This is a genomic window from Sphingomonas sp. G-3-2-10, assembly GCF_012927115.1.
In the GTDB taxonomy this organism is placed as follows: Bacteria; Pseudomonadota; Alphaproteobacteria; order Sphingomonadales; family Sphingomonadaceae; genus Sphingomonas.
In genome coordinates, this window is the sequence record NZ_JABBFY010000001.1 from 2,047,560 (window position 1) to 2,073,249 (window position 25,690).

At 65.8% G+C, this 25,690-nt stretch carries 31 protein-coding genes; 16 read left to right on the top strand and 15 right to left on the bottom strand.

What is annotated here, in order from left to right:
- Positions 1 to 179 precede the first annotated feature (179 nt).
- Together HHL13_RS10150 and HHL13_RS10155 are read left to right on the top strand one after the other, a co-directional pair.
- Positions 180 to 611, top strand: coding sequence for a surface-adhesin E family protein (locus HHL13_RS10150; protein WP_169555552.1), 432 nt, complete (start codon positions 180 to 182; stop codon positions 609 to 611).
- Between the two features lie 35 nt (positions 612 to 646).
- Complete coding sequence (locus HHL13_RS10155) at positions 647 to 1,093, top strand: surface-adhesin E family protein (RefSeq protein WP_169555553.1); 447 nt, start codon at positions 647 to 649, stop codon at positions 1,091 to 1,093.
- A gap of 63 nt (positions 1,094 to 1,156) precedes the next feature.
- Here HHL13_RS10155 and HHL13_RS10160 read toward each other — a convergent pair whose 3' ends face one another.
- The 6 genes from HHL13_RS10160 to HHL13_RS10185 form a co-directional block, all read right to left on the bottom strand.
- Positions 1,157 to 3,016, bottom strand: a complete 1,860-nt coding sequence (locus tag HHL13_RS10160; RefSeq protein ID WP_169555554.1) for a CHASE3 domain-containing protein — start codon at positions 3,014 to 3,016, stop codon at positions 1,157 to 1,159.
- Positions 3,017 to 3,147: 131 nt separating this feature from the next.
- On the bottom strand, positions 3,148 to 3,786 hold the full coding sequence (locus tag HHL13_RS10165; RefSeq protein WP_169555555.1) for a hypothetical protein: 639 nt from the start codon (positions 3,784 to 3,786) through the stop codon (positions 3,148 to 3,150).
- Positions 3,779 to 4,270 carry an ATPase gene (locus HHL13_RS10170; RefSeq protein ID WP_169555556.1) on the bottom strand — a complete coding sequence of 164 codons (492 nt, stop codon included), beginning with the start codon at positions 4,268 to 4,270 and terminating at the stop codon, positions 3,779 to 3,781. Before HHL13_RS10170 ends, HHL13_RS10165 begins: the two co-directional genes overlap by 8 nt.
- Before the next feature lie 51 nt (positions 4,271 to 4,321).
- A complete protein-coding gene (locus HHL13_RS10175) occupies positions 4,322 to 4,549 on the bottom strand; it encodes a F0F1 ATP synthase subunit C (protein ID WP_044330387.1) in 228 nt (75 codons plus the stop codon).
- A gap of 48 nt (positions 4,550 to 4,597) precedes the next feature.
- The gene (locus tag HHL13_RS10180) at positions 4,598 to 5,380 is read right to left on the bottom strand and encodes a F0F1 ATP synthase subunit A (RefSeq protein ID WP_346775536.1); all 783 of its coding nucleotides are present in this window, start codon (positions 5,378 to 5,380) and stop codon (positions 4,598 to 4,600) included.
- Positions 5,381 to 5,416: 36 nt separating this feature from the next.
- Positions 5,417 to 5,734, bottom strand: a complete 318-nt coding sequence (locus tag HHL13_RS10185) for an AtpZ/AtpI family protein (RefSeq protein WP_169555557.1) — start codon at positions 5,732 to 5,734, stop codon at positions 5,417 to 5,419.
- A 195-nt stretch (positions 5,735 to 5,929) separates the two neighbouring features.
- On the opposite strand from HHL13_RS10185, the gene radC reads away from it, so the two are divergent.
- The gene (radC, locus tag HHL13_RS10190; protein ID WP_169555558.1) at positions 5,930 to 6,610 is read left to right on the top strand and encodes a DNA repair protein RadC; all 681 of its coding nucleotides are present in this window, start codon (positions 5,930 to 5,932) and stop codon (positions 6,608 to 6,610) included.
- Positions 6,611 to 6,666: 56 nt separating this feature from the next.
- Positions 6,667 to 7,356: a hypothetical protein gene (locus HHL13_RS10195; protein ID WP_169555559.1), complete on the top strand. Its 690-nt coding sequence runs from the start codon at positions 6,667 to 6,669 to the stop codon at positions 7,354 to 7,356.
- A gap of 78 nt (positions 7,357 to 7,434) precedes the next feature.
- On the opposite strand, the gene HHL13_RS10200 is transcribed toward HHL13_RS10195, so the two are convergent.
- The gene (locus HHL13_RS10200) at positions 7,435 to 7,974 is read right to left on the bottom strand and encodes a hypothetical protein (RefSeq protein ID WP_169555560.1); all 540 of its coding nucleotides are present in this window, start codon (positions 7,972 to 7,974) and stop codon (positions 7,435 to 7,437) included.
- A 245-nt stretch (positions 7,975 to 8,219) separates the two neighbouring features.
- Complete coding sequence (locus HHL13_RS10205; RefSeq protein WP_169555561.1) at positions 8,220 to 8,459, bottom strand: hypothetical protein; 240 nt, start codon at positions 8,457 to 8,459, stop codon at positions 8,220 to 8,222.
- 184 nt (positions 8,460 to 8,643) lie between these two features.
- On the opposite strand from HHL13_RS10205, the gene purB reads away from it, so the two are divergent.
- The 5 genes from purB (at position 8,644) to HHL13_RS10230 (ending at position 14,696) form a co-directional block, all read left to right on the top strand.
- The gene (gene purB / locus HHL13_RS10210) at positions 8,644 to 9,960 is read left to right on the top strand and encodes an adenylosuccinate lyase (protein WP_169555562.1); all 1,317 of its coding nucleotides are present in this window, start codon (positions 8,644 to 8,646) and stop codon (positions 9,958 to 9,960) included.
- A 79-nt stretch (positions 9,961 to 10,039) separates the two neighbouring features.
- Positions 10,040 to 10,618 carry a biliverdin-producing heme oxygenase gene (locus tag HHL13_RS10215; protein WP_169555563.1) on the top strand — a complete coding sequence of 193 codons (579 nt, stop codon included), beginning with the start codon at positions 10,040 to 10,042 and terminating at the stop codon, positions 10,616 to 10,618.
- Positions 10,588 to 13,143 (top strand): HWE histidine kinase domain-containing protein, encoded by a 2,556-nt coding sequence (locus tag HHL13_RS10220; RefSeq protein ID WP_346775537.1) that lies wholly within the window; start codon positions 10,588 to 10,590, stop codon positions 13,141 to 13,143. Before HHL13_RS10215 ends, HHL13_RS10220 begins: the two co-directional genes overlap by 31 nt.
- A 45-nt stretch (positions 13,144 to 13,188) precedes the next feature.
- Positions 13,189 to 13,998, top strand: a complete 810-nt coding sequence (locus HHL13_RS10225) for a hypothetical protein (protein WP_206376890.1) — start codon at positions 13,189 to 13,191, stop codon at positions 13,996 to 13,998.
- Positions 13,999 to 14,039: 41 nt separating this feature from the next.
- Positions 14,040 to 14,696, top strand: a complete 657-nt coding sequence (locus HHL13_RS10230; RefSeq protein ID WP_240953680.1) for a Fe2+-dependent dioxygenase — start codon at positions 14,040 to 14,042, stop codon at positions 14,694 to 14,696.
- 1 nt (position 14,697) lies between these two features.
- On the opposite strand, the gene HHL13_RS10235 is transcribed toward HHL13_RS10230, so the two are convergent.
- Complete coding sequence (locus HHL13_RS10235) at positions 14,698 to 15,480, bottom strand: helix-turn-helix transcriptional regulator (protein WP_206376891.1); 783 nt, start codon at positions 15,478 to 15,480, stop codon at positions 14,698 to 14,700.
- A gap of 116 nt (positions 15,481 to 15,596) precedes the next feature.
- On the opposite strand from HHL13_RS10235, the gene HHL13_RS10240 reads away from it, so the two are divergent.
- A complete protein-coding gene (locus tag HHL13_RS10240; protein ID WP_169555567.1) occupies positions 15,597 to 15,980 on the top strand; it encodes a hypothetical protein in 384 nt (127 codons plus the stop codon).
- Positions 15,981 to 16,046: 66 nt separating this feature from the next.
- Here the strand turns inward: HHL13_RS10240 and HHL13_RS10245 are convergent, their stop codons facing one another.
- The 3 genes from HHL13_RS10245 to dnaK all read right to left on the bottom strand — a co-directional run bounded on the left by HHL13_RS10245 (position 16,047) and on the right by dnaK (position 19,751).
- Positions 16,047 to 16,460, bottom strand: a complete 414-nt coding sequence (locus tag HHL13_RS10245; protein WP_169555568.1) for a glycine zipper 2TM domain-containing protein — start codon at positions 16,458 to 16,460, stop codon at positions 16,047 to 16,049.
- Positions 16,461 to 16,647: 187 nt separating this feature from the next.
- Positions 16,648 to 17,781 carry a molecular chaperone DnaJ gene (gene dnaJ, locus HHL13_RS10250; RefSeq protein WP_169555569.1) on the bottom strand — a complete coding sequence of 378 codons (1,134 nt, stop codon included), beginning with the start codon at positions 17,779 to 17,781 and terminating at the stop codon, positions 16,648 to 16,650.
- A gap of 62 nt (positions 17,782 to 17,843) precedes the next feature.
- Complete coding sequence (gene dnaK, locus HHL13_RS10255) at positions 17,844 to 19,751, bottom strand: molecular chaperone DnaK (RefSeq protein WP_169555570.1); 1,908 nt, start codon at positions 19,749 to 19,751, stop codon at positions 17,844 to 17,846.
- A 153-nt stretch (positions 19,752 to 19,904) separates the two neighbouring features.
- Here dnaK and HHL13_RS10260 point away from each other — a divergent pair, with 153 nt between their 5' ends.
- The 4 genes from HHL13_RS10260 to HHL13_RS10275 are packed head-to-tail and all read left to right on the top strand — an operon-like array spanning position 19,905 to position 22,461.
- On the top strand, positions 19,905 to 20,375 hold the full coding sequence (locus HHL13_RS10260; protein ID WP_169555571.1) for a copper chaperone PCu(A)C: 471 nt from the start codon (positions 19,905 to 19,907) through the stop codon (positions 20,373 to 20,375).
- Positions 20,372 to 20,869, top strand: coding sequence for a GNAT family N-acetyltransferase (locus HHL13_RS10265; protein WP_169555572.1), 498 nt, complete (start codon positions 20,372 to 20,374; stop codon positions 20,867 to 20,869). The genes HHL13_RS10260 and HHL13_RS10265 overlap by 4 nt, the downstream gene beginning before the upstream one ends.
- 46 nt (positions 20,870 to 20,915) lie before the next feature.
- The gene (locus tag HHL13_RS10270; protein WP_169555573.1) at positions 20,916 to 21,365 is read left to right on the top strand and encodes a PH domain-containing protein; all 450 of its coding nucleotides are present in this window, start codon (positions 20,916 to 20,918) and stop codon (positions 21,363 to 21,365) included.
- Between the two features lie 10 nt (positions 21,366 to 21,375).
- Entirely contained in the window at positions 21,376 to 22,461 is a 1,086-nt protein-coding gene (locus tag HHL13_RS10275) for a DUF1963 domain-containing protein (RefSeq protein ID WP_169555574.1), read from the top strand.
- Position 22,462: 1 nt separating this feature from the next.
- Here the strand turns inward: HHL13_RS10275 and HHL13_RS10280 are convergent, their stop codons facing one another.
- Entirely contained in the window at positions 22,463 to 22,864 is a 402-nt protein-coding gene (locus HHL13_RS10280; RefSeq protein ID WP_169555575.1) for a helix-turn-helix domain-containing protein, read from the bottom strand.
- A 103-nt stretch (positions 22,865 to 22,967) separates the two neighbouring features.
- On the opposite strand from HHL13_RS10280, the gene HHL13_RS10285 reads away from it, so the two are divergent.
- On the top strand, positions 22,968 to 23,849 hold the full coding sequence (locus HHL13_RS10285) for an SDR family oxidoreductase (protein ID WP_169555576.1): 882 nt from the start codon (positions 22,968 to 22,970) through the stop codon (positions 23,847 to 23,849).
- Between the two features lie 33 nt (positions 23,850 to 23,882).
- Here HHL13_RS10285 and HHL13_RS10290 read toward each other — a convergent pair whose 3' ends face one another.
- A complete protein-coding gene (locus HHL13_RS10290; RefSeq protein ID WP_169555577.1) occupies positions 23,883 to 24,791 on the bottom strand; it encodes an amidohydrolase family protein in 909 nt (302 codons plus the stop codon).
- A gap of 69 nt (positions 24,792 to 24,860) precedes the next feature.
- On the opposite strand from HHL13_RS10290, the gene HHL13_RS10295 reads away from it, so the two are divergent.
- Positions 24,861 to 25,316, top strand: a complete 456-nt coding sequence (locus tag HHL13_RS10295) for a vgr related protein (RefSeq protein ID WP_169555578.1) — start codon at positions 24,861 to 24,863, stop codon at positions 25,314 to 25,316.
- Positions 25,317 to 25,340: 24 nt separating this feature from the next.
- Here HHL13_RS10295 and HHL13_RS10300 read toward each other — a convergent pair whose 3' ends face one another.
- Positions 25,341 to 25,640, bottom strand: coding sequence for a hypothetical protein (locus tag HHL13_RS10300; RefSeq protein ID WP_169555579.1), 300 nt, complete (start codon positions 25,638 to 25,640; stop codon positions 25,341 to 25,343).
- Positions 25,641 to 25,690 lie beyond the last annotated feature (50 nt).

Consider the following 25,690-nt stretch of genomic DNA (forward strand, 5'->3'; position numbering starts at 1 on the left):
GCCTAACCCAAATGGGGCTGCTGCGGCCGCGATCGCCGTGCAAGGGATCGATCTCGATGAAAACAGTGCGGCATCCGGATCGTAACGGGAATATTTTCGCGCGATTGCAGCGCCATGCGGTCTTTCGCTCGTACGCCAGTCATGGCATTGATAGCTTCATATTCCGTGGGGGACTCATCATGCGCACGATTCTCGGCCTTGCGGCAATCGCAGCTCTGTCGGCACCGCTTCCGGCCGCCGCCAGCGACTGGTGGCGCGTCACCACCAACGACACCAGCACCGCCTATATCGATATCGACTCCCTGAAGACCGATGGCCCCTGGATACGGGCCGAGCACACCCTGATCTATCGCTCCCCCTCGGAGCAGACGCGGGTGAAGACGGTGCACGCCCGGGTCGAGTTCAATTGCCCGAAGCGCGTGTCGCGCTATCGGCTGTTCCGCGCGATCGACCTCGACGGGCGCGAACTCCACAACATGACCGACCCGGATGATCTCGCCGAACATCCGGCGCAGAAGAACACGATCGGTGGCGATGTGCTCGATTTCGTCTGCGGCATTTCGCGCGAGCGCGCCGTCCGCGTCGCCAATCCGCTCACCGACCGGCCCTGATTTTTCCACTCAACTCATCAAAACGGAGACTGTCCATGCGTTTGTTCCTAGCTGCGGCTGCCGCCGCAATCACGATGATCCCGGCCGCCGCCTCGGCGCAGGTTCAGGATTGGGTCCGCGTCGCCGGAAACGATCAGATGCTCGCATTCGTCGATGCCGGCTCGATCACCCGCAACGGCACCAAGGCCACTGCCGTTACCTTTTCCGGCTATGCCAAGCCGCTCGGCGAGACCGATATCTGGTTCACCGCGGTGAAGGTGGAGTATAACTGCAGCGCGAACAGCTTCCGCACGCTGGAATATACCTATTACGGCAAGGACCGCCGCTCGCTCGGCACCGAGGCGTCGTTCACCATCAACGAGAACCGCACGCCGAAGACGGGCAGCATCGACGAGCGCTTCTTCCAATATACCTGCAACGGCACCAACGGCACGCCGTCGGGCAACCCGTTCCGCGACACCGAGGCGCGCTTCCCGCGCTGATCGCGTCACCGATGAAAAAGGAGGGTCTGCGCTTCGGCGCGGGCCCTTTTTCATGCGCGCCGTTCAGGCCGCGGCGTCGATCACCTGACGCACCTTGCCCGCGAGCTGGGCAATGGTGAAGGGCTTGGCGAGGAAATGGACGTCATGGTCCAGCACGCCGTTATGGACGATCGAATTGCGGGTATAGCCGGTCGTGTAGAGCACTTTCAGCCCCGGACGCATCGCAACCGCGCGCTCCGCCAGCTGCCGCCCGTTCATCTCTGGCATCACCACGTCGGTGAACAGCAGGTCGATCCGCGGCTCCGAACGGATCAGCTCCAGCGCCGCGTTCGGCGTACCGGCATGGACAACGGCATAGCCAAGCTCGCGCAGCGTCTCGACCGAGAGCTGGCGCACGCGCTCCTCGTCCTCGACCACCAGCACCACCTCCCCGCGCTTCGCGCGGGGCAGATCGCCTTCGGGCACGATCGTCGTGACCTGTTCGGCGATGCCGAAATGGCGCTTGAGATAGAGCTTCACCGTCGTGCCGACGCCGGGCTCGGAATAGATCTTCACATGGCCGCCGCTCTGCTTGACGAAGCCATAGACCTGACTGAGCCCAAGGCCCGTGCCCTTGCCCACCCCCTTGGTGGTGAAGAAGGGATCGAACGCGCGCTCGATCACTTCGGCGGGCATCCCGCCGCCGGTGTCGGTGACGCTGACCATCACATACTGGCCCGGCGTCACTTCGTTGTGGCTCGCGGCATAGCCTTCGTCGAGATGCGTGTTCGCGGTCTCGATCGTCAGCCGGCCGCCCTCGGGCATCGCATCGCGGCCGTTGACGCACAGATTGACCAGCGCGCTTTCCAACTGGCCCGCATCGATGAACGCCGGCCACAGCCCGCCCGCCAGCACGGTCTCGAACTGGATCGTCTCGCCGATCGTACGGCGCAACAGCTCGCTCATCCCGCCGACCAGCTTGTTCGCGTCCAGCGCCTGCGGAGCCAGCGGCTGCTGGCGTGAAAAGGCGAGCAGGCGCGAGGTGAGCTGCGCGGCGCGTTCGGCGCCCTGCATCGCATTGTCGATGCTGGCTTCGGCCTTGCGCGGATCCTTCGTCATCCGCCGCTTGGCCATGTCGAGCGATCCGATGACGATCGCGAGCATGTTGTTGAAGTCGTGCGCGATGCCGCCGGTCAGCTGGCCGACCGACTCCATCTTGTGCATCTGGCGGACCTGAGCCTCCACCGCCTCGCGGGTCGCCGCTTCTTCGATCAGCCTGGCGTTGGCGTCTTCCAGCGCTTCGCCCGCGGTGATCGCAGCCGCCGCGCGCCGCCGCGCGTCACGCGCCGCGAACCAGGCCAGCCCGGCAGTCGCGGCGAGACAGACGATCAGCCAGAAGCTGAGCTGCCGCGACAGGCTCTGGACCCGCTCGATCCGCGTATCGAGCAGCGCGCTCTCGACCGCGAGCATCTCGCGAACCTTGGCGCGCGACGCGTCCATCAGCGGCTTGCCGACGCCGCCGCGCATGTCCGAGCCGGGATCGTAGCTCAGGTCCTTCGCCCGGCCGATGCCGATATCCAGCCGCGCAACCCGCCGGAGCGCCAGATCGGACAGCCGATCCAGCCGGGCGATCTGCTCGGGATTGTCGGCCAGCAAGCTGCGCAGGGTCTCCAGATCGGTGGAGAGCCGCTTCTTCCCGTCCAGATACGGCGTCAGATATTCGCGATCGCGCGTGATCAGATAGCCGCGCTGGCCGGTCTCGGCATCCTGCAGATCGGACAGGACAGCGCGAAGCTGCTCCTGCGCGCGCAGCGTGTGCACGACCCAGCGCTGCGACTGCTGCTGCTCGCGAAACAGCCACAGCGTCCCCAGCACCGCTGTGGCGAGGAGCGCAAAACCGATGACGAGAGCGATCAACCCCAGATCGCGGCGGGTGTCTGCCATGCAGCGGTCTTAGGGGGTTTTACGGAGGGAGCAATGACTTACCGCCATTCCCGCACTATTCGCCCCGCCACAAACACGAACGCCCCGGCGTTTCCGCCGGGGCGTCCAGTGCATCGGACCCAAGCCGTGCGTCAGTTGACGCTGGCCAGCCCCGCGATGGTGCTGTCGACCAGCACCTTGTCCGCGGCCGCGCCGTGCTTGTCGGCGATGATCGCCGCAGCGGCCTTGGCAGCGGCATCGGCGGTCTTCGCGCGGATCTCGGCGATCGCGGCGCGCTCGGCGGCGGCGATCTTGTCCTCGGCCATCTTGGTGCGGCGCGCGGTCAGATCCTTCGCATCGGCTTCCGCCTTGGCGATCACCAGAGCAGCTTCCTGATCTGCATGTTCCAGCATCGCGGCGGTTTCCGCCTCGGCGCCGGCGATCTTGCGGGCATATTCGTCGCGCAGCGCTTCGGCTTCGGCGCGCAGCGCCTTGGCTTCCTCGAGCCGCGAGCGGATCGCCGCGATCTGGCCATCCAGCCCGCGGGTGATCAGACCCGGGACCTTTTTCCAGACCAGGATGCCGATGAACACCGCCATCGAGATCGAGACCCAGATGGTCGCGTCGATGCCGAAGATGTTCGGTTCGGCATGATGGGCTTCGCTCGGCCCGCCATGCTCGATCGTCACGGCCTGCACGCCGGTATCCGGAACGGGCATACCCTTGCCGTGCTCGGCTTCGCTCAGATTGTGCGCAACCGTCGCGTCGGCCGCCTGATGCGCGTTAGCCATTGAGCACCGCCTTCACTGCCTTCTTCGCGTCCGCTGCGGTCACCTTCGAACCGGTCAGCCGGCCGACAATGTCCTGAGCGGCGTCCGCCGCGACGGCTTCGATCTCGGCGGCGGCAGCAGCGCTGGCCTCGGTGATCTTCGCTTCCGCGGAAGTCACCTTCGCCTCGATCTTGGCATTCGCCTTGGCGAGGGTCTTCTCGGTCGCGAGCGCGGCCTTGGCGCGGGCTTCGCCCACGCGCTTCTGGGCCGTCTCGCGTGCCGCATTCTCACGCAGCCGCCACGCTTCTTCCTGCTCGTCGGCAACGGCGCGCGCGGCCTCGGCGGCGGCGAGATCGTCGGCAACGCTCTTGTCGCGCTGGTCGACGGTCGACGTCACCTTGGGAAGCATCATCTTGCCGATGACGAAGAAGACGATCCCGAACGTCAGCAGCAGCCAGAAGAGCTGCGACGCGAAGGTCTCGGCGAGTTGGGAGATCTGTGGCATTTCAATCCTACCGGATACGGGCCGGCACCAGGGCCGGCCCGATCGGAGATGTTAGGCGACGAAGATCAGGATCATCGCCACGACGAACGCGAGCAGGCCGAGAAGCTCGGCGGCCGCGAAGCCGATGAACAGACGGCCCTGCTGGCCATCGGCCGCGCCCGGATTGCGCAGCGCGCCTTCGAGGAACGAACCGAACACGTTGCCCACGCCGATGGCGGCCATGCCGGCGCCGATTGCCGCGAGACCCGCACCGATGAGCTTTGCTGCTTCTGCGTCCATTTCAAATCACTCCTGCGTAAATTCGTTGGTTAGGTTGGGTAAGAAAACTCAGTGCAGATGCTCGGCGTCGTGGATGTACAGCGACGTCAGCAGCGCAAAGACATAGGCCTGGATCCCGGCGACCAGCACTTCGAGCGCTGACACACCGACCATCAGCGTGAAGCTGGGGATGCCCACCACGCCGCCCCACAGGGCGCCGGCATTGGCCGAGTTGATCACGAAGCCGGCAAGCACCTTGAGCAGGATGTGGCCGGCGATCATCGCGACGAACAGTCGCAGGCCAAGGCTGAAGGGGCGGAACAGGAACGATACCAGCTCGATCGGGAAGATGATCAGCACCATCGGCAGCGGCGTGCCCTTGGGCACGAACAGGCTGAAGAAGTGGAACCCATGCTTCCAGAAGCCGACGATCAGCACGATCGAGAAGCTCATGATCGCCAGCGCACCGGTGACGGTGAAGTGGCTGGTGAAGGTGAAGGGATGGATGCCGAACAGGCCCAGCGGCAGCAGGCCGAGCAGGTTGGCGAAGAGGATGAACATGAACAGCGAGAACACGTAAGGCAGGTACTTGCGACCGCCCTTGCCGATATTGTCGTCGACCAGCTTGCTCACGAAACCGGTGAAGTTCTCGACCAGCATCTGCCAGCGGCCGGGAACGACCTGCTGCTTCATGCCGCCGAGCATGAACACCCACAGCACTACCACGGCCGCGCACATCCACAGTGCCGAATTGGTGAAGGCGATCTGATGGCCGGCGATGTTGAAGCCGTCCCAGATGGTCTGCACCTCGAACTGGTGCATCGGGTCAATCTTGCCTGATTCAGCAGCCACGCTTGGTTCCGTCCTGTAACCAAAGCGCCCGAAGCGTCACTTCGAGCGCTGGTTTGAAATCCTGATGATGTTCCTGAACGCGCTGGCGATTCCGAGGAACAGCAGCACGAGCAGGAGCCAGGGCGAGGTTCCCAGCCAATAGTCGAGCGCACCGCCGACTACGGCCCCTCCGACCAGTCCCCCAACCAGTTCGGCCAGCACGCGGTTGCCGAGACGGTATCCGTCGTCGCCCTTGCCCCGTGCCTCGCCGTTCCTGATCGCCTCTTCCGATTTTGCCTGCCGCAGCCTCGCATCGAGCGAGGTGAGGCGTGCATCCTCCTGAAGGGGTTCCGATCCGGGCTCGTTTTCAGCCATTTCGCTTCTCCACCAAGCCGTTCCGGGCAGGGGCCAAGCGCATGTGCCAAGGGCGAGCCCGCCAAGGCACGCGCGCTTTAGGAAGGGGTTGATCCCGAGTCAACACCGGCATGCCGCACTGCGGCGGAACGAACCGCCCCTCGCCCTTCCCTTCGCTCGCTTCCATCGCCCCCGGCCCTCTGTTACGCCTCTGCAATGTCCGAAGCCCCCGACACCAGCGGCCATCGCGCGCGATTGCGCCAGCGGTTGTTCGAGGGCGGGCCGGACGCGCTGCTCGATCACGAGTTGATCGAATATCTCCTCGCCCTCGCCATTCCGCGCCGTGACACCAAGCCCTTGGCGAAGGCGCTGTTGCGCGAATTCGGCGGAATCGCCGCCTTGCTCACCGCCGACGCCAAATCGCTCGCCCGCGTGCCGGGCATGGGCGAAACCAGCGCCGCAGCGCTCAAGGCCGCGCACGCCGCCGCGCTGCGCCTGCTGCGCGCCGAAATCGCCGGCCGGCCGATGCTGGGCAACTGGCAGGCGCTGCTCGACTATCTGCGCGCCGACATGGCGCACCATAGTATAGAGCGTGTCCGCGTGCTTCATCTCAACAGCAAGAACCTGCTGATCCGCGACGAGCTCGTCAGCGAAGGATCGATCGACGAAGCGGCCGTCTATATCCGCGAGATCGTCCGCCGCGCGATCGATCTCGGCTCGGCAGCGATCATCCTCGTCCACAATCATCCCTCGGGCGATCCCTCGCCCAGTCGCGCCGACATCGAACTGACGCGCAACCTCGCCGACGCCGCCAAGCGGCTCGGCATCGCGGTGCATGATCACATCATCATCGGCACCGACGGCCATGTCAGCCTGAGATCGCAGGGGCTGATCTGAAACATTGCGAGCGCCCGGCCGCGCCGCTACCCCGGCAACAAAGAAGGGGAACCATCATGAAGCATCTTCTCGCCGCCGCTGCCGCCACGCTGGCCTTGGCCGCCCTGCCCGCCCAGGCGCAGATCGCCGCGAAGCGCAATGCGGACAATGTCCCCTATTGCTCGATGAAGGACGGGGTCCTGATCGGCTATCCCGACGGCAATTTCGAATTCAACTATACGATGACGATGACCGCCGATCCGGCCCGATCCACCTTTGACGGCGGCCCGGGCATGTTCCGCGCGACGCCGAACCTGTTCCTCTTCTTCAACTTCCTGATCGGCCCCGACGGTCGCCCTACCGGCCCGATCCTGCCCTTCTCGCTGACCGCTTCATTCGGCCGCTTCGTCGAGGGGCGCGAGGCCGGTACGCCGGATACGCTGCGCCTGCGCATCGAATCCGGCACGCTCCGCTCCCCGCCCCTCACCATCAGCGGCATGGCGCGCGAGAGCAATCGCATCAGTGCGACCCTGGTCGAGACCAATTCGGGCCTCGACGGCTATGACGTGACGGCGCCGCAGGAGGATCTCAACCGCCTGGCCGAAGCGTCGCTGGCGTCGGGCGCGGTGCTCTATATCCATCGCGGCGACAAGCAGATCGCCCGCGCCGTTGTGCCCGCGCGCAGCACCGGCACCTCGCGCACCGATGCGCTGGCCTGGGCATCGAATACCTATCCGCTGCTCAAGAAGGGCCAGTGCCCGGCCTGACCCATACGCAATGGCGGCCGCCGGAGGGAGTAACCCGGCGACCGTCATCGATATGCGGCGATTATTGCGCCGCGGGGCTTACGAAGCCGGCTTGGGCGTCAGGAATGCCGTCAGCTCGACCGCGTTGATCTTGGCGTTCTTGTCCGTGTCCGCCTGAGTGAAAGCCTGGGTCAGCCAGGTCTTTCCGGCAGGCGACTCGGCGACATAGGCCGGCTCTGCCGCCTTGCGCAGCGTGTTCATCCAGGTGTCGAACTCGGCCTTGTCGAGCGCGCCATCCTTGTCGAGATCGTAGGTGGCGAACTCGGTATTCACGACCTGCGCGACCTGACTCTCATTGGTGGCGGGCTGCTCGGCCGGTGCCGGCTGGGCCGCGGCCGTCGCCTCGGCAGGCGCCGAGGGCTGGGCCGGAGCAGGCTGGGCAGCAGCGGTGGTGTCCGTCGCAGCCTCCGGCGTACCGGCTGCGTCCTGAGCCGGCGCCGCAGGGTCAGCTTCGGGCGGAGCCTGATCCGGGGCCGGCGTCGCCGGCGCGGGGACAGTCGTTTCAGCCGCCGGAGCATCCTGCGCGAAAGCAGGAGAAGCAATGGCGACAGAAGTTGCAAGAAGAACATATTTCAGCATGTTATTTTCCTTTTGCGACCTTTGTTGATGACCTGAAATTCTTCGGAGAAACGATCTCCGTTTCATGGTACCAACTAACAGAAGGCCTTCCGGTTTCTGAAGTATATTCACTTCACCGTCGGATTGGCTCGATTTATCTCATTTCGTTTGTTGTGTGTCGTTAGCGCAACGCCGCGCCCGTACGAAAACGGCCGCCGGAGCGTGAACTCCGGCGGCCGTGTCCTTCACGCCATCATGAAGGACGATCAGTCGGGCTTGGGCTTCTTCTTGTCCGCATCCTCGGGCGCAGGGGTCGCTTCGGGAGTCGGAGTAGCTTCAGGCGCCGGAGCAGCCTCGGCTGCCGGGGCCGCCTCCACCGGTGCGGACGGCGTTGCTTCCGGGGCCGGAGCCGGCTGGGCCGGTTCCGCAGGCGCCGGCGGCGCATCCTGAGCGAAGGCAGGCGCCGCAACGAACATGGCGGACGCGAAGATGATGGATTTCAGCATTTTGTGCTCCCGAAGTCGCGTGCAGCACCGTGCCGCACGCCGATTTGCCCCTGTCGGGCCGATCAACCGGGCAATTTCCGCTGCGTTCCCTGTTCCCCCCACGGTTCGTCCTTGCTAGGGGGCAGCCCGACCGCGGCCCGGTCTGAGGGCGCGATGAACGCCCTCCGTACGAAAGGCCCTTCTTATGGTCCCCCGCTATTCGCGCCCCGAGATGACCGCGATCTGGTCGCCCGAAGCCCGCTTCGCCATCTGGTTCGAAATCGAGGCGCATGCGACCGACAAGCTCGCCGATCTGGGCGTTGTTCCGAAAGCCGCCGCAAAGGCGCTGTGGGACTGGTGGGCGACCAATCCGGCGATCGACGTCGCCGCGATCGACGCGATCGAAGCCGTCACAAAGCATGACGTGATCGCGTTCCTCACCTGGGTGGCCGAGAATGTCGGCGACGAAGCGCGCTTCATGCATCAGGGCATGACCAGCAGCGACGTGCTGGATACCTGCCTCGCGGTCCAGCTCGCTCGCGCCAGCGACATCCTGATCGCCGACATCGACAAGCTGCTCGAAGTGCTCAAGCGCCGCGCGTTCGAGCACAAGCTGACCCCGACGATCGGCCGCAGCCACGGCATCCATGCCGAGCCGGTGACCTTCGGCCTGAAGATGGCCGAGGCCTATGCCGAGTTCAGCCGCAACAAGGATCGCCTGATCGCCGCGCGCGCCGACATCGCCACCTGCGCCATCTCGGGCGCGGTCGGCACCTTCGCCAATATCGATCCGCAGGTGGAGCAGCATGTCGCCGACAAGCTCGGCCTCGCGGTCGAGCCGGTCTCGACGCAGGTGATCCCGCGCGATCGCCATGCGATGTTCTTCGCGACGCTGGGCGTGATCGCATCGTCCATCGAGCGCCTCGCGGTCGAGGTCCGCCATCTCCAGCGCACCGAAGTGCTCGAGGCCGAGGAATATTTCTCGCCTGGCCAGAAGGGCTCGTCGGCGATGCCGCACAAGCGCAACCCGGTGTTGACCGAGAACCTCACCGGCCTCGCCCGCATGGTCCGCAGCGCCGCCATCCCCGCGATGGAGAATGTCGCGCTGTGGCACGAGCGCGACATCAGCCACTCCTCGGTCGAGCGCTATATCGGCCCCGACGCGACGATCACGCTCGACTTCGCCCTCGCCCGCCTCACCGGCGTGATGGACAAGCTGCTCGTCTATCCGGCGCGGATGGAGAAGAATCTCAACAAGATGGGCGGCCTCGTCCATTCGCAGCGCGTGCTGCTGGCGCTGACCCAGGCGGGCGTGAGCCGCGAGGACAGCTATCGCCTCGTCCAGCGCAACGCGATGAAGGTGTGGGAAAGCGACGGCGAACTCTCGCTGCTCGAACTGCTCAAGGCCGACGAGGAAGTCACCGCCGCGCTCAGCACGCAGGAGATCGAGGACAAGTTCGACCTCGATTACCACTTCAAGCATGTCGACACGATCTTCGCCCGGGTGTTCGGCGAGGCGTGACGATGATTGCGGCGGCGGAACAATTTCGCCGCCGCACCCATTGAGCGCAAATGCCTCATATCCCTGCTAGCGTTACGTTATGAACGCTGCCCACAAAGCCCTGCGCGACGCCACCGCTCCGGCACATGATCGCGTCGATGCCGCGTTCGGCGGGTTCGACCTCACCGACCGCGAAAGCTATGCCGCCTTCCTGCGCGCGCATGCCGAGGCATTCCTTCCGATCGAGGCCGCTCTGGAGGCGGCGGGGGTCGAACGGCTGATCGACGACTGGCCCGAGCGGAAGCGGGGGCATCTGATCCGTGAGGACCTCGCCTTTCTAAATGTCAGGTTACCTGACGCTTTCGGCGGCCCGCCCCCTGTTCTCGATACCGACGCCGCCATCGCAGGCATGCTCTACGTCCTTGAAGGCTCGCGCCTCGGCGGGAAATTTCTCGCCCGCAAGCTGCCGCCCGGTTTCCCCCGAGCCTATCTTGATGCGGATCAACCCTCTGGAAACTGGCGCAAATTGCTGGATCGGCTCGATACGATCCTGTACCAACCCGCGGAACTGGCCGCCGCGATCGACGCGGCACAGGCAGCGTTCGACGCATTCGAGCGTTCGGGAAACAGATGGTTGAAGGATATCTCTTGTCCGAACGCGAATTCGAAGTCGATCTGACCAATTGCGACCGTGAGCCGATCCACGAACTCGGTGCGGTCCAGCCCTTCGGGTTCCTGCTGGCGCTGTCCACCGACTGGCTGATCAAGCGCGCTTCCGCAAACCTCGAACAGTTTCTCGGCATCGATGCTGAGGAGGCGCTTGGGACTCACGCGATCGATCATCTCGGCGAACATGCGGTCCATGCCCTGCGCAATCGCCTGACTGTCCTGCGCGGCCCGGATGCGGTCGAGCGGCTGTTCGGCCTGCCCTTGCCCGATGGCCGACGCTTTGACTTCGCGGTCCATATGACCGGCGACACGATCGTGGTCGAAGGGGAACTCAGCGCGGACGAAGGCTCGACCGACGCCGCCAGCGCGATCCGCGCGATGATGAGCCGGCTCGACGAGACCGCAGACACCGCCGCATTCTATCGCGAAGGCGCGCGCCAGGTCCGCGCGCTGACCGGGTTCGATCGGGTGATGGTCTATCGCTTCGACACCGACGGATCGGGCATCGTCGAAGCCGAAGCCGCGCGATCGGGCATCGGCAGCTTCCTCCATTTGCGCTACCCCGCCAGCGACATTCCGCAACAGGCGCGCAAGCTGTATCTGCGCACGCCGTTCCGCATCATCGCCGATGTCGAGGCTGCGCCGGTCCCGATCCTGCCCCAGCGCGACGAGCGCGGGCAGCCGATCGACCTCTCGCTGTCGATCTTCCGCTCGGTCTCGCCGATCCATATCGAATATCTTCGCAACATGGGCGTCGGCGCGTCGCTGTCGATCTCGATCATCGTCGAGGGCAAGCTCTGGGGTCTGTTCGCCTGCCACCATTACGCCAGCGGCAAGCGCCCCGATTTCGAGCGCCGCAGCATCGCCGAACTGTTCGGCCAGATGTTCGGGCTCAAGCTCGAAAGTCGCGAGCGCAAGGAAATGGCGGGCTATGAACAGAGCGCGCGCGCCAGTTCGGACCGCCTGCTCGCGGCGGTGGCGAAAGACGCCAGCCTGCTCGACGATCCCGAATGGCTGGGCAACATGATGCGCGAGACGGTGCCCTGCGACGGCATCGGCATCTGGCTCGATGGCAAGCTCGCTTATTCGGGCATGACGCCCCCGCCCTCGGCCTTTCCCTCGATGGTGCGCCGCCTCAACGCGATGGCCGCCGGGCGAATCTACGCGACCGATAGGCTGGCCGACACGATCCCCAGCGCCGCCGATTATGACGATGTCGCCGCCGGCCTGCTCGCCATCCCGATCTCGCGATCCCCGCGCGATTATGTCCTGCTGTTCCGGCAGGAGAAGGTTCGCACGGTTAATTGGGCCGGCGATCCGCACAAGCCCGCCCAGCTCGGCCCCCACGGCCCGCGCCTGACGCCGCGCAAGAGCTTCGAGCTGTGGAGTCAGGAAGTCCGCGGCCGCTCCGAACCGTTCAGCGAATCCGAAGTCCGCATCGCCGAGATGCTGCGCGCCTCGCTGATCGAAGTCGTGCTGCGCCTGTCCGACGATGCGCAGGAGGAGCGCCGCCGCTTCTCCGAGCGGCAGGAACTGCTGATCGCCGAGCTGAACCACCGCGTCCGCAACATCCTCGCGCTGATCCGCGGCCTCGTCCGCCAGTCGCGCGATCCCGATGCCGACGCCCGCTCGACCATCGCGCTGCTCGAGGGGCGGATCGAGAGCCTCGCCCGCGCGCACGATCAGATCACGCAGGACAATTGGTCCCCCGCGCCGCTCGCGCGCCTGATCGAGACCGAAGCCGCAGCCTATCTCGCGGGCAAGGCCGATCACCTGAAGATCGAGGGCGAAGCCGTGCTGCTCCACCCGCAGGCCTTCTCCACCGTCGCGCTGGTCCTGCACGAGCTAATGACCAATTCGGCCAAATATGGTGCGCTAAGCGACAATGGTACGGTCGCGGTCAAATGGCATCTCGACGAAGATGGGAGCCTGCTGATCGAGTGGCGCGAGCGCGGCGGCCCCGCGGTCCAGCCGCCGAAACGTCAGGGCTTCGGCACCACCATCATCCAGCGGTCGATCCCTTATGATCTGGGCGGCCATGCCGAGGTCCGCTATCCGCTGACCGGTGTCGAGGCCGATTTCTGCATCCCCTCGCGTCATATCGCCTTCGACACCGCACGCCGGCCCGATGCGCCGCTCCGGCCTTTGCCCACGCCGGACACGCCGGCAGGCCAGCCGATCCTGTCCGGCGTCGCGCTGCTGGTCGAGGACAGCCTGATCATCGCGATGGATGCCGAGGATATCCTCGTCCGGCTCGGCGCCACTCGCGTGGTCACCGCCAGTACGATCAGGGGCGCGCTCGACGAGATCGCACGCGAGACGTTCCAGCTGGCCCTGCTCGACGTCAATCTGGGCGACGAGACCAGCCTGCCGATCGCCGATGCGCTGCGCGAAGCGGGCGTGCCCTATGTCTTCGCCACCGGGTACGGAGAGCAGCTCCGCCTGCCCGACGAGCATGGCGGCGCCCGCGTGATCCAGAAACCCTATACCAGCACCAGCATCGCCTGGGCTCTCGAACAGCTGCTGGCAAAGTAGGATTCGCCCCTGTACCTCTCCCCCGAACCATCGGGAGGAGCGGGCATGGCGAGCATCAGCGCATCGGTCGGCAGTGGCGCAGTCAACAAGTCCGCCGACGTGCTCACCGTCGAAAAATTGCTCAACCAGTATCTCGACGCCGAAGGCGAACCGCCGCTCAAGGCCGATGGCGTGGTCGATATCGACACGATTCTGACGATCCAGGCCTATCAGAAGCAGGTCGTCGGCATCGCCGCACCGGACGGCCGCATCGATCCGGGCGGCAAGACGTGGCAGGCGCTGGACTCTGGCCAGGGCATGAAGCCGCCCCTGAGCGGCGCAAGCTGGTGGCACGCCAATCAGGCGAAATATCCCAACAGCGAGAAGGTGGCCGATCTCGAAAAGCCGTTCCGCGACAATGTGGCGAAGTTCATTCAGGCGATGAAGGACGGCGGCGCCAGCGTCACCGTTTCCGCCACCCGCCGCAACGAGACCCGCGCGAAGCTGATGCATTATAGCTGGAAGGTCGCGAAGGGCGCGTTGCTCCCCGAAAAGGTCCCCGCCATCCCCGGTGTGCGCATCCAATGGGATCACGGCAACCTCGCCAAATCGAAGAAGGGCGCGCAGGAAATGGTCGATCTGTTCCAGATCGCCTACGAACCCTCGCTCACCTCGCTCCACATCAAGGGGCTGGCGATCGACATGACCATCGGCTGGACCGGCACGCTGAAGATCAGGGACGCGGCGGGCAAGGTGCAGGAACTGGGCGCACCGCGCAGCGGCGAGGCCAATACGAAGCTTCACGCGATCGGCGCCGGTTACAAGGTGGTCAAGCTGGCCAGCGATCCGCCGCACTGGAGCGTGGACGGGCGCTAGGCAGCTCCGGACGCCGCTGATAAGCATTGCCCATGTTCCGCATGATCGAAAACGTCCTGTCGCCGGCCGAGCTTGCCAAGCTGCGCGACATCGCCGCCCGCGCCCAGTTCGTCGACGGCAAGATCAGCGCGATGGGATCGACGGTGAAGAACAATGTTCGCGTCGGCGATCAGAACGCCCATCGTCAGGCCGCCCAGATCATGATCGAAGCGCTCTACCGGAACGAGGATTTCCGCGTCTTCGCGTTTCCCAAGTCGATCAGCCAGCCGCTGCTCACGCGCTACGATTCGGGGATGCACTACGGCATCCATGTCGATTCGGCGTTCATGCCGGCGGGCGAACGCTCGCTGCGCAGCGATCTCTCCTGCACCGTCTTCATCAGCGACGATAGCGACTATGGCGGCGGCGAGCTGCGCATCTCGCTTGGTTCCTATGACGTGAAGGTGAAGGGCAAGGCCGGCAGCGCGATCATCTATCCCTCGACCACCATTCACGAAGTGGAATCGGTCACGTCGGGTTCGCGGCTGATCGGGCTGGTCTTCATCGAGAGCCGCGTCGCGAACACCGAACAGCGCGAACTGCTCTCCGAACTGTTCGAGATCGGCGCGATCCAGGCGGAAAAGATGGATATCGCAACCTATACCCGCCTCCAGCGAGTCCAGGAAAACCTGCTGCGCGCCTGGGGCGATCCGGACTGATCTAGCCGCCGCCGGCCAGCTCGTGCAGCCGCTCCCCGGTCGCGGAGTCGGCGGGAAAGAAGGCCTCGATCGCCAGTTCGTCCAGCGTCACGTCGAGCGGGGTGCCGAACACCGTGGTCGTGCTGATGAAGCTCAGTTCGCCCGCTGGAGACGCCAGCCGCATCGGCACCACCACGCCACCGAACGCGTCATGGCTTCCCGCCCCCTCGCGTGAGGGATAGGCGGAAAGCTCGGCCAGCAGCGCCGCCAGCACCGGGTCCGCGCTTGCCGCCGCCTGACGCCGCAAGCGCTCGAGCAGGTGCGCTCGCCATTCGCCCAGATTGAGGATCGCGGGCGCCAGCCCCTCGGGATGCAGGCTGAGGCGCAGCACATTGACCGGCGCTTCCAGCAAGTGGGGCGCCGCGCCCGCCATCAGCGGCGCGACCGCCGCATTGGCCGCGATCAGGTTCCAGTGCCGGTCCACCGCCAGCGCGGGATAGGGTTCGTGCCCCTTCAGCACCAGATCGATCGCCCGGCGCGCCGCCGCCAGTTCGGGATCGTCGAGCGCGCGTTCGGCATGGACCGGCGCGAAGCCCGCGCCCAGCAACAGCGCGTTGCGCGCGCGCAGGGGCACATCCAGCGTCTCGGCGATCCGCATCACCATCTCGCGGCTGGGCTGCGCACGCCCTGTCTCGATGAAGCTCAGATGCCGCGTGGAAATCTCCGCATCCAGCGCGAGATCCATCTGGCTCAGCCGCCGCTGTTGCCGCCAATCGCGGATCTGCTCGCCCACCGCCTTCTGCATCGCGCTCTCCTCGCCCGCCGGTCTAGCGCCAGCCGCGCACGACGCCATTACCTCCCGCGTAATCGACCGGGCTACCCGGAACGTCATCATGGGGCGGTCAACCAAGGAGACCGATCATGAACCCGACTCTGTTCCTCCGCCGCGTCCTCGCCTTCGATGCGCTCACCTGCCTCGCAATGGGCGGGCTGCTGCTCGTCGCCGCCGCGCCGCTCGCCGGCGTGCTTGCGATCCCGCGCGCCGTATTGTTCGAAGCGGGGGCGATCCTGGTCCCGTTCGCGCTGTTCGTCCTGTGGGCGATGCGGCGCGCGGGCGACAGCACCGCCCCTGCCCGCGCGGTCGCGGCGATCAATCTCGCATGGGTCGCGGCCAGCTTCGCGCTGTTCGCCCTCGTCACGCCGAGCCTGCTGGGCGGACTGTTCGTCACCGTACAGGCGCTGGCGGTCGCGGGCATCGCAATGCTCCAGTTCCACGCGCTCGCCCGCACCCGCGCGCTCGCCTGACCGCAGCGCATACGAAAAGCCCCGGCCGTTCCCGGCCGGGGCCTCCTTCGTTACGACCCGAAGGTCTTAGCGACAGCGATAGCTGTTGCGGTTGCCGTCCTTCTCGATCGCGTTGCCGAGCAGGCCGCCAACGACCGCGCCGAGCAGGGTGCCGGTGGTGCGGTCACCACGGGTATCGATCGTGCGGCCGACCAGGGCGCCACCGACGGCGCCGATCAGCAGACCGGTCGTGCCATCCGAACGGCGGCAGTAATTCTGGCCGTTGCGGCCGCGCCAGGTCGGGCCGTTGTAATAGCCGCGATTGTCATAGTAGCGCGAATAGCGGCGGTCCTGACGACGATTGTCGCGATAGTCCTGACGATAGTCGTTGCGGTAATCGCGTTCGTAGCGGCTCTCGCGATAATTCTGCGCGGCAGCCGGAGCCGACAGGGTCGGGACCGCGACAGCGAGAGCCGACAGGCCGATAAGAAACTTCTTCATGGGTCTTCTCCTCAATGGTTCCGGCGTTCCCGCGCCGATCTTGAGGACCCTTCTATGCGAGTCGCATCGAACCGAGCCTGAACCCGTTCGACAGCGTTCGTTCAGCCTGCGGAACGGGATTCGACAAGGAAACGGCGCCCGGAGCATCCGCCCCGAGCGCCGTCATTTATCCTTCGATCCCGGCCGTTCAGCCGAAGGCCGATTTCAGCTTCGAGAAGAAGCCCGAAGCCCCGGGGCATTCCTCGCCCGTCTCGGTCTCGCGGAATTCCTCCAGCAGTTCGCGCTGCCGCGCGGTGAGCTTGGACGGCATCTCGACTTCGATATGCACCACCAGATCGCCCCGTCCGCGCCCCTGCAGCACCGGCATCCCGGCGCCGCGCTGGCGCACCTCGCGGCCGCTCTGCGTGCCCGCGGCGATCTTGATCGTGTGCCGCGCGCCAGAGGGATCGGGAATATCGATCTCGCCGCCCAGCGCCGCCGTGGTGAAGCTGATCGGCGCGCGTGCGTGCAGCGTCGTGCCTTCGCGCTCGAAGATCGCGTGCTGCTTCACATGCAGGAAGATGTACAGGTCGCCCGCGGGCGCGCCGCGCGGACCGGCTTCGCCTTCGCCTTGCAGGCGGATGCGGGTGCCATCGTCCACGCCCGGCGGCACGTTGATGCTCAGCGTCTTGGTCTTGTCGATCCGGCCGTCGCCACGGCATCGCGCGCACGGATCCTGGATCGTCTGGCCCTGGCCGTGACAGGACGGACAGGTCCGCTCGACCATGAAGAAGCCCTGTTGCGCGCGAACCTTCCCGTGGCCCTGACAGGTATTGCAGGTCTTGGCCTGCGTCCCCGGCGTCGCGCCCGAACCGTCGCACTTCTCGCACGCCGCCGAAACATCGACGGTGATCTCGGTCTGCTTGCCGTGGAACGCGTCCTCGAGGCTGATTTCCATGTCGTAGCGCAAATCCGCCCCGCGCCGCTGCTGGCGCTGACCGCCGCGCCCGCCGCCCATGAACTCGCCGAACACGCTTTCGAAAATGTCGCTGAAGCCGCCGAAATCCTGACCGCCGCCAAAGCCGCCGCCGGCACCGCCGCCATTCATCCCGTTCTTGTAGGTCTCGTGACCATAGCGGTCATAGGCCGCGCGCTTCTGCGGGTCCTTCAGGCATTCATAGGCTTCGCTGACGGCCTTGAACTTGGCCTCATGGTCCTTGCACCCGCCATTCTTGTCCGGGTGATATTTCATCGCGAGCTTGCGATAGGCGGACTTGATCGTCGCGTCGTCCGCGTTGCGCTCGATTTCGAGCAATTCGTAGAAAGAAACTTCGGTGGTCATTCACTCGGCCCCCGCCCCACATTCCGCCGCCCCGTGAGGAGCGGCGGAACTGGTGCTTTCGCTTACGCCTTGTTCTCGTCCACCTCGGAGAACTCCGCATCGACGACGTCGTCGCCCGATGCCTGTTCCCCGGCAGGAGCGGCGGAAGGCGAAGCCTCGGCCTGCTGCTGCTTCTCGTAGATCGCCTGGCCCAGCTTCATCGCCACCTGGGCGAGATTCTGCGCCTTGGCCTGCATGTCGTCCGGATCGCCGGCTTCGACCGCAGCCTTGGTCTCGTCGACCGCGGCCTGGATCTCGGCCTTGAGCGCGTCGTCGACCTTGTCGCCATTCTCCGCAAGCTGACGCTCGGTGGTGTGGATCAGGCTCTCGGCGTTGTTCTTCGCTTCGGCGCCGGCGCGGCGCTTCTTGTCCTCTTCGGCGAACTGCTCGGCGTCACGGACCATCTGGTCGATGTCCGCCTCGCTGAGACCGCCCGATGCCTGGATGCGGATCTGCTGTTCCTTGCCGGTGCCCTTGTCGCGCGCCGAAACGTTGACGAGGCCGTTGGCGTCGATGTCGAACGTCACTTCGATCTGCGGCACGCCGCGCGGCGCCGGCGGGATGCCGACCAGGTCGAACTGGCCGAGCAGCTTGTTGTCCGCCGCCATTTCGCGCTCGCCCTGGAACACGCGGATCGTCACGGCCTGCTGATTGTCGTCAGCGGTCGAATAGACCTGCGCCTTCTTGGTCGGGATCGTGGTGTTGCGGTCGATCATGCGAGTGAACACGCCACCCAGCGTCTCGATGCCCAGCGACAGCGGCGTCACGTCGAGCAGCAGCACGTCCTTAACGTCGCCCTGCAGCACGCCTGCCTGGATCGCCGCGCCAATGGCGACGACTTCATCCGGGTTCACGCCGGTGTGCGGTTCCTTGCCGAAGAACTCCTTCACGATCTGGCGCACCTTGGGCATGCGGGTCATGCCGCCCACCAGCACCACTTCGTCGATCTGCGCGGCCTTGACGCCCGCATCCGACAGCGCCTTGCGGCACGGCTCCAGCGTGCGCTGGATCAGCTCCTCAACCAGACGCTCCAGTTCGGCGCGGTTGATCTGTTTCACCAGATGCTTCGGCCCGTTGGCGTCGGCGGTGATGAAGGGCAGGTTCACTTCGGTCTGCTGTGCCGACGAAAGCTCGATCTTCGCCTTTTCGGCGGCTTCCTTCAGACGCTGGAGTGCCAGCTTGTCCTTGGTCAGGTCGATGCCTTCGGCCTTGCGGAAGTCTTCCGCCAGATACTGGACCAGCTTGGAGTCGAAATCCTCGCCGCCCAGGAAGGTGTCGCCGTTGGTCGCCTTCACTTCGAACACGCCGTCGCCGATCTCGAGGACCGAGATGTCGAACGTGCCGCCGCCAAGGTCATAGACCGCGATCGTCTTGCCGTCGTTCTTCTCGAGGCCATAGGCGAGCGCAGCCGCGGTCGGCTCGTTGATGATGCGCAGCACTTCGAGGCCCGCGATCTTGCCGGCGTCCTTGGTCGCCTGGCGCTGGGCGTCGTTGAAATAGGCGGGAACGGTGATGACCGCCTGCGAAACGCTCTCGCCCAGATACGATTCGGCGGTTTCCTTCATCTTCTGCAGGATGAAGGCGCTGATCTGCGACGGGCTGTAATCCTCGCCGCCCGCGGTCACCCACGCGTCGCCGTTCGGGCCGCGCGCGATGGTGTAGGGAACCAGCTCGGTGTCCTTCTTGGTGATCGGATCGTCGTAGCGGCGGCCGATCAGGCGCTTCACCGCGAACACGGTATTGTCCGGGTTGGTCACCGCCTGGCGCTTGGCCGGCTGGCCGATCAGCCGCTCGCCGTCCTTGGCGAACGCGACGATAGACGGCGTGGTGCGCGCGCCTTCCGCATTCTCGATAACCTTGGGCTTGCCGCCCTCCATCACAGCCACGCAGCTGTTGGTCGTACCCAGATCGATCCCGATAACTTTAGCCATGGTCCCTCGTCGGCCCCTCATTCAAATTCAAACCAAGCCCGGGCCCCAAAAGAGGCGACCCGAAGCGTTTCCGGGATGCGATATAGGTGGGCTTCCGCTTGCCGCAAGTTCCACGTCGAACTAGGTGATTTCCCGAATTGGGAGAGAGTGGAAATGCGCAACCTTATCGGCATCGCGGCACTGGCGCTGGTCACCGCCTGCCAACAGGCTCCCACCGAGTTGAAGGTCGACGGCGCATGGGTCCGCGTGCCCGCCGTCGCCGGCAATCCCGGCGCGGCCTATTTCACGCTGCATGGCGGCAGCGAAAAGGCGAATCTGGTCGCGGTCAGCGCCAAATTCGCCGTCCGCGCCGAGATCCATGAGAGCATGAAGCACGACATGGCCAATATGCCCGAAATGAACATGGCCAGCGGCGCGATGATGATGCAGCCGGTCAAGGACGTCGTGATCCAGCCGGGCGACACCGTCACTTTCGAACCCGGCGGCAAGCATGTCATGCTGTTCGACGTGAGCACATCGCTGACGCCGGGCAGGAAGGCGCCGCTCACTCTCTCCTTCGCCGATGGCAAGAAAGTCGAGATTGAGGCCATCATCGTCGGCGCCGGCGATCCCGCGCCCAGATGATCGCCACCCGCCGCCTCACGGTCGCCGACTGGCAAGCCAATCGCGCGATCCGGATCGAGGCGGTGGCGGCCAATCCCGGCCTTTATTTCACGACGCTCGCCGAACTGGAGGCGCGCAGCGACGATGCGTGGCGCGCGATGCTGGAGAATCCCGATCTGGCGATCTTCGGCCTGTACGACGGCGATCTGCTGGTCGGCGTGACCGCCGCCTATGTCGATCGCGATGCCGATCCCACCGGCCGCACCGCCGGGCTCGCAATGTCCTATATCCGCCCCGCCTGGCGCGGCCGCGGCCTGACGTCCCTGCTCTACGCCCCGCGTCTCGACTGGGCGCGAGAACAGGGCTGCGCGCGCATCCACGTCACCCACCGCGCTTCAAACATCCCCTCGATGCGCGCGATCCTGCGCCACGGCTTCGTCCTCACCGGCCGGGAAGTGCATCTGTGGCCCGATGGCGAGGAGGAAGAGAATTGCCGTTACGAGTTGATGCTCTGACGGTCTGCGCTATCCTTGCCCGCGAACCAGTGCGGGGAAGTTAACGATGGCCCAGATACTCGACCGTTTCCGTTCCTCCACCTGGGGCTGGCTGCGCGGCACGCTGGCGGGCTGGGGCACGTTGCTGCTGTGCCTCGTGCTGGTCGGCTTCATCATCATCCTGATCAAGTGGATCGCGAACCTCGCCACCACCTATGAAGTGACCGAGGACCGGCTGATCCTGCACAAGGGCATCTTCGTGAAGTCGATCGACGAGATCGAGCTGTATCGGGTGAAGGATGTCCGCATCGATTTCACGCTGATCAACCAATGGGCCGACATCGGCACGATCAGCATCGCTTCGTCCGACGAGACCACGCGCGACGGCGACCTGATCATCCGCGACGTCGACAATGCCAGAGCCCGCCGCGAGAAGCTGCGCGAACTGGTCAATACCGCCCGCAAGGCGCGCGGCGTGCGCGAGATCGACATGGTGCACGAGGATATCGGCGCCTGAGACGGATGCGGTGAGCATCACCGATCATATCCGGGCGATCTTCGGCTTTGGGCAGCGTATGCAGCACGCCGGACAGGCGCGGCAGCGCGAAACGGTGCGCCGGCATGAACGCGCACGGGCGTCGCGGCCGTGGATTGCGGACCATGACGCGCTCGACGCACTGATCGCACGGACCGGCTATGCCGCCTTCACCGACGACCTGCACCGCAACGCGCAGGGCTGCGTCTATTTCCTCGACGAGAGCGATGCACCCGAAGCGCCGCCGGGTACGACGCGCTTCGGCGGGCTCCCCGATCTTTCGCCCGGCATCGACTGGCCCGTATCACCTGCAGGCGCCCCGCTGAGCTTTCTTGCTCAGATCGCGCTCGAGGATATCACGGTGCCTGCGGACTCACGCCTGCCCGCATCGGGTCTGCTTTCCTTCTTCGCGGGCGATTGGGACACGATCGACGGGTCTTTCCCGATCCGCGTGCTGCTTCATCCCGCCGGAGCGCCGCTCGAACGCCGCGCGCGGCCGGTTGAGATCGACGCGTTCGATTGCCCGCATACCGCCGATCTTCACCCCGTAGCCGCGCGGCTTGCCGCCGGCCTCTCCTTCCCCGAATATGATATCGACTGGACGGGCCGGATCGAGGAGGAAGCGCCCGACGGCGCCGATTTCGATGCGCTGCACGATGGCATGTCCCGCCCTGCCCCCAATCTCGGCCAGCTGCTCGGCCATGCACCGTGGACGGGCGACGATCTGCGTGCCGAGATCTTCTTCCGCGAGATTGGCCGCGCGGGGAAGGAAAGGCTGCTGATCTGGAAAAGCTGGGAGGAATGGGAAGGCGCCAAGGCAATGGCATCCAAGCTCGCGAACGGCACGATCTACCGTCCCTGGTCCCCGGAAGACGATCCGCACATGCGCTGGATCCTCGATCACCAGGCCGAAATCGCAACGGGCATCGCGCGCTGGCAATTCCTCTTCGCCGCCGAATCCGGCGTCGCGACCAATCTGTGGATCAACGACGCCAATGCGATCTATTTCTTCGCGCCGAAGGACGATCTGGCTCGCGGCGACTTCTCCCGCGTCCAAGCAGTGACGACGCAGAGCTGAGCTACGCCGCCGTGCGCACCCGGCCGCGCGCTTCCAGCACCGCCGGGAAATTGGCCTCGGCCCATTCGACCAGCCCCAGCAGCGGCGCGGCGAAGCTCTGCCCCAGCGGCGTCAGCGAATAGGTCACGCTGGGCGGCACCGTGGGCTGCACGTCGCGATGGACGAAGCCGTCCTGCTCCAGCGTGCGCAGCGTCTGGGTCAGCATCCGCTTGGAAATATCCGGCACCGCGCGCGCAAGCACGCTGAACCGCTTCGGTCCGCCCGCCAGCGCCGACAGCAACAGCATCGACCAGCGGTCGCCGATCTGGTCGAGCAGGCTGCGCACCGGGCAGCGCGCCTCGTCCAGCCCCAGCGCCATCCAGCCTTCGAACTTCGCGCCCAGCGCCGCGTGCGCATCCTTCATGGGTTACTCCGGCATAACCTGGTGACGAAAAAGTGCCGTCTTCCGCCTCGCTATTTGGTCTCTATTTGAGACCAGGTCAACAATCGAGACCGGAGATCGCCCCATGTCCACCCCCCGTTACGCCGTCACTGCCGCCAGCGGCCAGCTTGGCCGCCTCGCCGTCGCCGCGCTTGCCGAACGCGCTGGCGCACAGAATATCGTCGCCATCGTCCGCGATCCCACCCGCGCCGCCGGGCTCTTCCCCGCCGGGGTCGAAATCCGTCAGGGCGATTACACGAAGTCCGATACGCTCGACGCCGCCTTTGCCGGAATCGACCGGCTCCTGCTCATCTCATCGAACGAGATCGGCAGCCGCACGCCGCAGCACGCCAACGCCATCGACGCGGCCAAGCGCGCCGGGATCGCCCGCATCGCCTATACCAGCGTGCTCCATGCCGACACGTCCGCGCTCGGCCTTGCCGGGGAGCATCGCGAAACCGAAGCGTTGCTCGCCGCGTCCGGTATCCCCCACAGCCTGCTCCGCAACGGCTGGTACACCGAGAATTACGCCGCCTCGATCGCTCCCGCGCTCCAGCACGATGCCTTTATCGGTGCAGCGGGCGAAGGCCGCATTTCGAGCGCTGCCCGCGCCGACTATGCCGAAGCCGCCGCCATCGCCTTGATCGCGGACACCGGCGAACGCGCGATCCACGAACTGGCCGGCGATGCGAGCTACACTCTCGCCGATTTCGCCGCCGAACTTTCGCGCCAGTCCGGTCGCGCCATTCCCTATGCCGACCTGACGGAAGCCGAATATCGCGCCGCGCTCATCGGCGCCGGCCTCCCGGAACCGTTCGCCACACTGCTGGCGGATTCCGACGCAGCCGCCGCAAAGGGGGCTCTGTTCGATGACAGCAACACCCTGTCTCGCCTGATCGGCCGTCCCACCACGCCGTTCGGAGAAACGATCGGCGAAGCGCTGAAGGCCGCACCGGCCGCCCACTGATCCCGGCCGAGCCGCCGGTCCCGCACCGGCGGCTCAGCAGGTCGCCAGATCCTTCCACCCGAACAGGCGGATCGCATTGTTCCGCAAGATGTCCCGCTTCTGCGCCTCGCTCAGGAACCGCGCCGAACGCACCGCCCGGATCGCCAGCGTCACCCCGTCGGGCCATGTCATCGCATCGGAGCCGAACAGGATTCGCTTGCCGAACCCGGCGTCCACCAGCCGCTTGAGATAGGCGTGGAATTCCGCTTGCGGCACCAGCCAGGCGATCGCGCCGGTATCAACCCACACCTGCGAATAGGCGTTGAGCATCGCGATCGTGTCGTCGCCCATCGGCCAGCCCATATGCTGCAAGATCACCCGCAGCTTCGGGTGGCGTACCAGCACATCCTCCAGCGCCAGCACATCCCCCGCGCGGATGCGGTTCGCAGGCGCACCGCGCCACGCATCGGGCGGGCCGGAGCCGGTGTGCAGCGCCACCGGCAGGTCGAGTTCCTCCGCCAGCGCCCAGAGCGGCTCCAGCCGGGAGTCGTCATAGGCGATGCCCATATAGGGCGTGCCCACTTCGCCGATCAGCGTCAGCCGGCCCGCCGCATGCAGCGCGCGGATTTCGCCCAGTTCATGCTCGCCCGGAATATTGTTGATCTGATAGCCCAGCCGCAATCGCCCGCCGCTCGCTTCCACCGCGGCGCCCGCCGCCGCACCGGCCTGCGAATCGATCACGCCGCGCTCGACGCCCTCCTTCTCCAGCGTCGCCAGCAAGGTTGCACGATGCCCCGCGCCGTCCTTCGGGGGCAGCATCCCGCTCACCGGATTGGGCACGCCCGCGCCGAAGCGTCCGTCGCCCTCGTAGGCATGGAGATGCACGTCGATCACCCCGCACGGTCCCGCCGCCGCCGCGCCCGTCCAGAGCAAGCCCGCCACCAGTCCCGCCGCCATCCGCATGAGCCGTCTCCCGCTGCCGGAGCATCATGACCGCTGGAAGTCGCGCCCGCCAGCGGCGATATGGGGGCCATGACCACCGAAGGCCGCCCGCTTACCGAACAGGAGATCGCGCTCGCCCGATCGGTCTTCGGCGACGCGATCGATTATGCGCGGGTGCGTATCCGCAATCGCAAATGGGCCTTCTTCCAGCCACGCAACACGGTGATGGCCCCCACCGGCCATATCCATTTCCACCCGCACGGGCCGCATTATCGAGAGGATTTCGCCGCCGAGGGCCTCAGCCTCCAGGGCCTCTTCATCCACGAGATGGTTCATGTCTGGCAGCATCAGAAGGGCATCTTCCTGCCGCTGAAGCGCCATCCCTTCTGCCGCTACGATTACGCGATCCGTCCCGGCCAGCCGCTCGAGAAATACGGGCTGGAGCAACAGGCGGAAATCGTCCGCCACGCCTTCCTGCTCCGCCGCGGGGCAATCGTCCCCGGCGCGCCGCCGGTCGGGCAATATGAAAGCATCCTGCCCTTCTGATCCCGCAAGCGCGCGGACGCGGGATCAGCGCGGACGGTAAGGCAGACCGGGCGTGTAAGGGAAATAAGTATAGTAGGTCCGCGCCTTGGGCTCGTGCGGCTTCGCGGCAAGATCGGCGCGTGCTGCGGCCAGCCACTCGGCATCGACCTCGACCTTCAGGTTCCGCGCAGCGCGCACGGGGTCGATCACCTCCGCGACATTCACCTCGGTCACCTTGCCCGTTTCGTCGACCTTGACCTCGAGGATCACCGAATAGTCACGCGCAGGCGCGGCAATCGCGGGCGGTGTGGCTGCGATCAGCAGCGCGGCGAGCAGGTGCGTCATGCCCAAGGGCTAACACGCACCTGCCCGGCTCGCCAGTCCAGGGGTTCCCG

Bases quoted from the DNA above. Each gene is read 5' to 3' on its own strand.
- HHL13_RS10150 (WP_169555552.1), top strand. From the start codon at position 180: ATGCGCACGATTCTCGGCCTTGCGGCAATCGCAGCTCTGTCGGCACCG.
- HHL13_RS10155 (WP_169555553.1), top strand. From the start codon at position 647: ATGCGTTTGTTCCTAGCTGCGGCTGCCGCCGCAATCACGATGATCCCG.
- HHL13_RS10160 (WP_169555554.1), bottom strand. From the start codon at position 3,016: ATGGCAGACACCCGCCGCGATCTGGGGTTGATCGCTCTCGTCATCGGT.
- HHL13_RS10165 (WP_169555555.1), bottom strand. From the start codon at position 3,786: ATGGCTAACGCGCATCAGGCGGCCGACGCGACGGTTGCGCACAATCTG.
- HHL13_RS10170 (WP_169555556.1), bottom strand. From the start codon at position 4,270: ATGCCACAGATCTCCCAACTCGCCGAGACCTTCGCGTCGCAGCTCTTC.
- HHL13_RS10175 (WP_044330387.1), bottom strand. From the start codon at position 4,549: ATGGACGCAGAAGCAGCAAAGCTCATCGGTGCGGGTCTCGCGGCAATC.
- HHL13_RS10185 (WP_169555557.1), bottom strand. From the start codon at position 5,734: ATGGCTGAAAACGAGCCCGGATCGGAACCCCTTCAGGAGGATGCACGC.
- radC (WP_169555558.1), top strand. From the start codon at position 5,930: ATGTCCGAAGCCCCCGACACCAGCGGCCATCGCGCGCGATTGCGCCAG.
- HHL13_RS10195 (WP_169555559.1), top strand. From the start codon at position 6,667: ATGAAGCATCTTCTCGCCGCCGCTGCCGCCACGCTGGCCTTGGCCGCC.
- HHL13_RS10200 (WP_169555560.1), bottom strand. From the start codon at position 7,974: ATGCTGAAATATGTTCTTCTTGCAACTTCTGTCGCCATTGCTTCTCCT.
- HHL13_RS10205 (WP_169555561.1), bottom strand. From the start codon at position 8,459: ATGCTGAAATCCATCATCTTCGCGTCCGCCATGTTCGTTGCGGCGCCT.
- purB (WP_169555562.1), top strand. From the start codon at position 8,644: ATGGTCCCCCGCTATTCGCGCCCCGAGATGACCGCGATCTGGTCGCCC.
- HHL13_RS10215 (WP_169555563.1), top strand. From the start codon at position 10,040: ATGAACGCTGCCCACAAAGCCCTGCGCGACGCCACCGCTCCGGCACAT.
- HHL13_RS10225 (WP_206376890.1), top strand. From the start codon at position 13,189: ATGGCGAGCATCAGCGCATCGGTCGGCAGTGGCGCAGTCAACAAGTCC.
- HHL13_RS10230 (WP_240953680.1), top strand. From the start codon at position 14,040: ATGATCGAAAACGTCCTGTCGCCGGCCGAGCTTGCCAAGCTGCGCGAC.
- HHL13_RS10235 (WP_206376891.1), bottom strand. From the start codon at position 15,480: ATGCAGAAGGCGGTGGGCGAGCAGATCCGCGATTGGCGGCAACAGCGG.
- HHL13_RS10240 (WP_169555567.1), top strand. From the start codon at position 15,597: ATGAACCCGACTCTGTTCCTCCGCCGCGTCCTCGCCTTCGATGCGCTC.
- HHL13_RS10245 (WP_169555568.1), bottom strand. From the start codon at position 16,460: ATGAAGAAGTTTCTTATCGGCCTGTCGGCTCTCGCTGTCGCGGTCCCG.
- dnaJ (WP_169555569.1), bottom strand. From the start codon at position 17,781: ATGACCACCGAAGTTTCTTTCTACGAATTGCTCGAAATCGAGCGCAAC.
- dnaK (WP_169555570.1), bottom strand. From the start codon at position 19,751: ATGGCTAAAGTTATCGGGATCGATCTGGGTACGACCAACAGCTGCGTG.
- HHL13_RS10260 (WP_169555571.1), top strand. From the start codon at position 19,905: ATGCGCAACCTTATCGGCATCGCGGCACTGGCGCTGGTCACCGCCTGC.
- HHL13_RS10265 (WP_169555572.1), top strand. From the start codon at position 20,372: ATGATCGCCACCCGCCGCCTCACGGTCGCCGACTGGCAAGCCAATCGC.
- HHL13_RS10270 (WP_169555573.1), top strand. From the start codon at position 20,916: ATGGCCCAGATACTCGACCGTTTCCGTTCCTCCACCTGGGGCTGGCTG.
- HHL13_RS10280 (WP_169555575.1), bottom strand. From the start codon at position 22,864: ATGAAGGATGCGCACGCGGCGCTGGGCGCGAAGTTCGAAGGCTGGATG.
- HHL13_RS10285 (WP_169555576.1), top strand. From the start codon at position 22,968: ATGTCCACCCCCCGTTACGCCGTCACTGCCGCCAGCGGCCAGCTTGGC.
- HHL13_RS10290 (WP_169555577.1), bottom strand. From the start codon at position 24,791: ATGCGGATGGCGGCGGGACTGGTGGCGGGCTTGCTCTGGACGGGCGCG.
- HHL13_RS10295 (WP_169555578.1), top strand. From the start codon at position 24,861: ATGACCACCGAAGGCCGCCCGCTTACCGAACAGGAGATCGCGCTCGCC.
- HHL13_RS10300 (WP_169555579.1), bottom strand. From the start codon at position 25,640: ATGACGCACCTGCTCGCCGCGCTGCTGATCGCAGCCACACCGCCCGCG.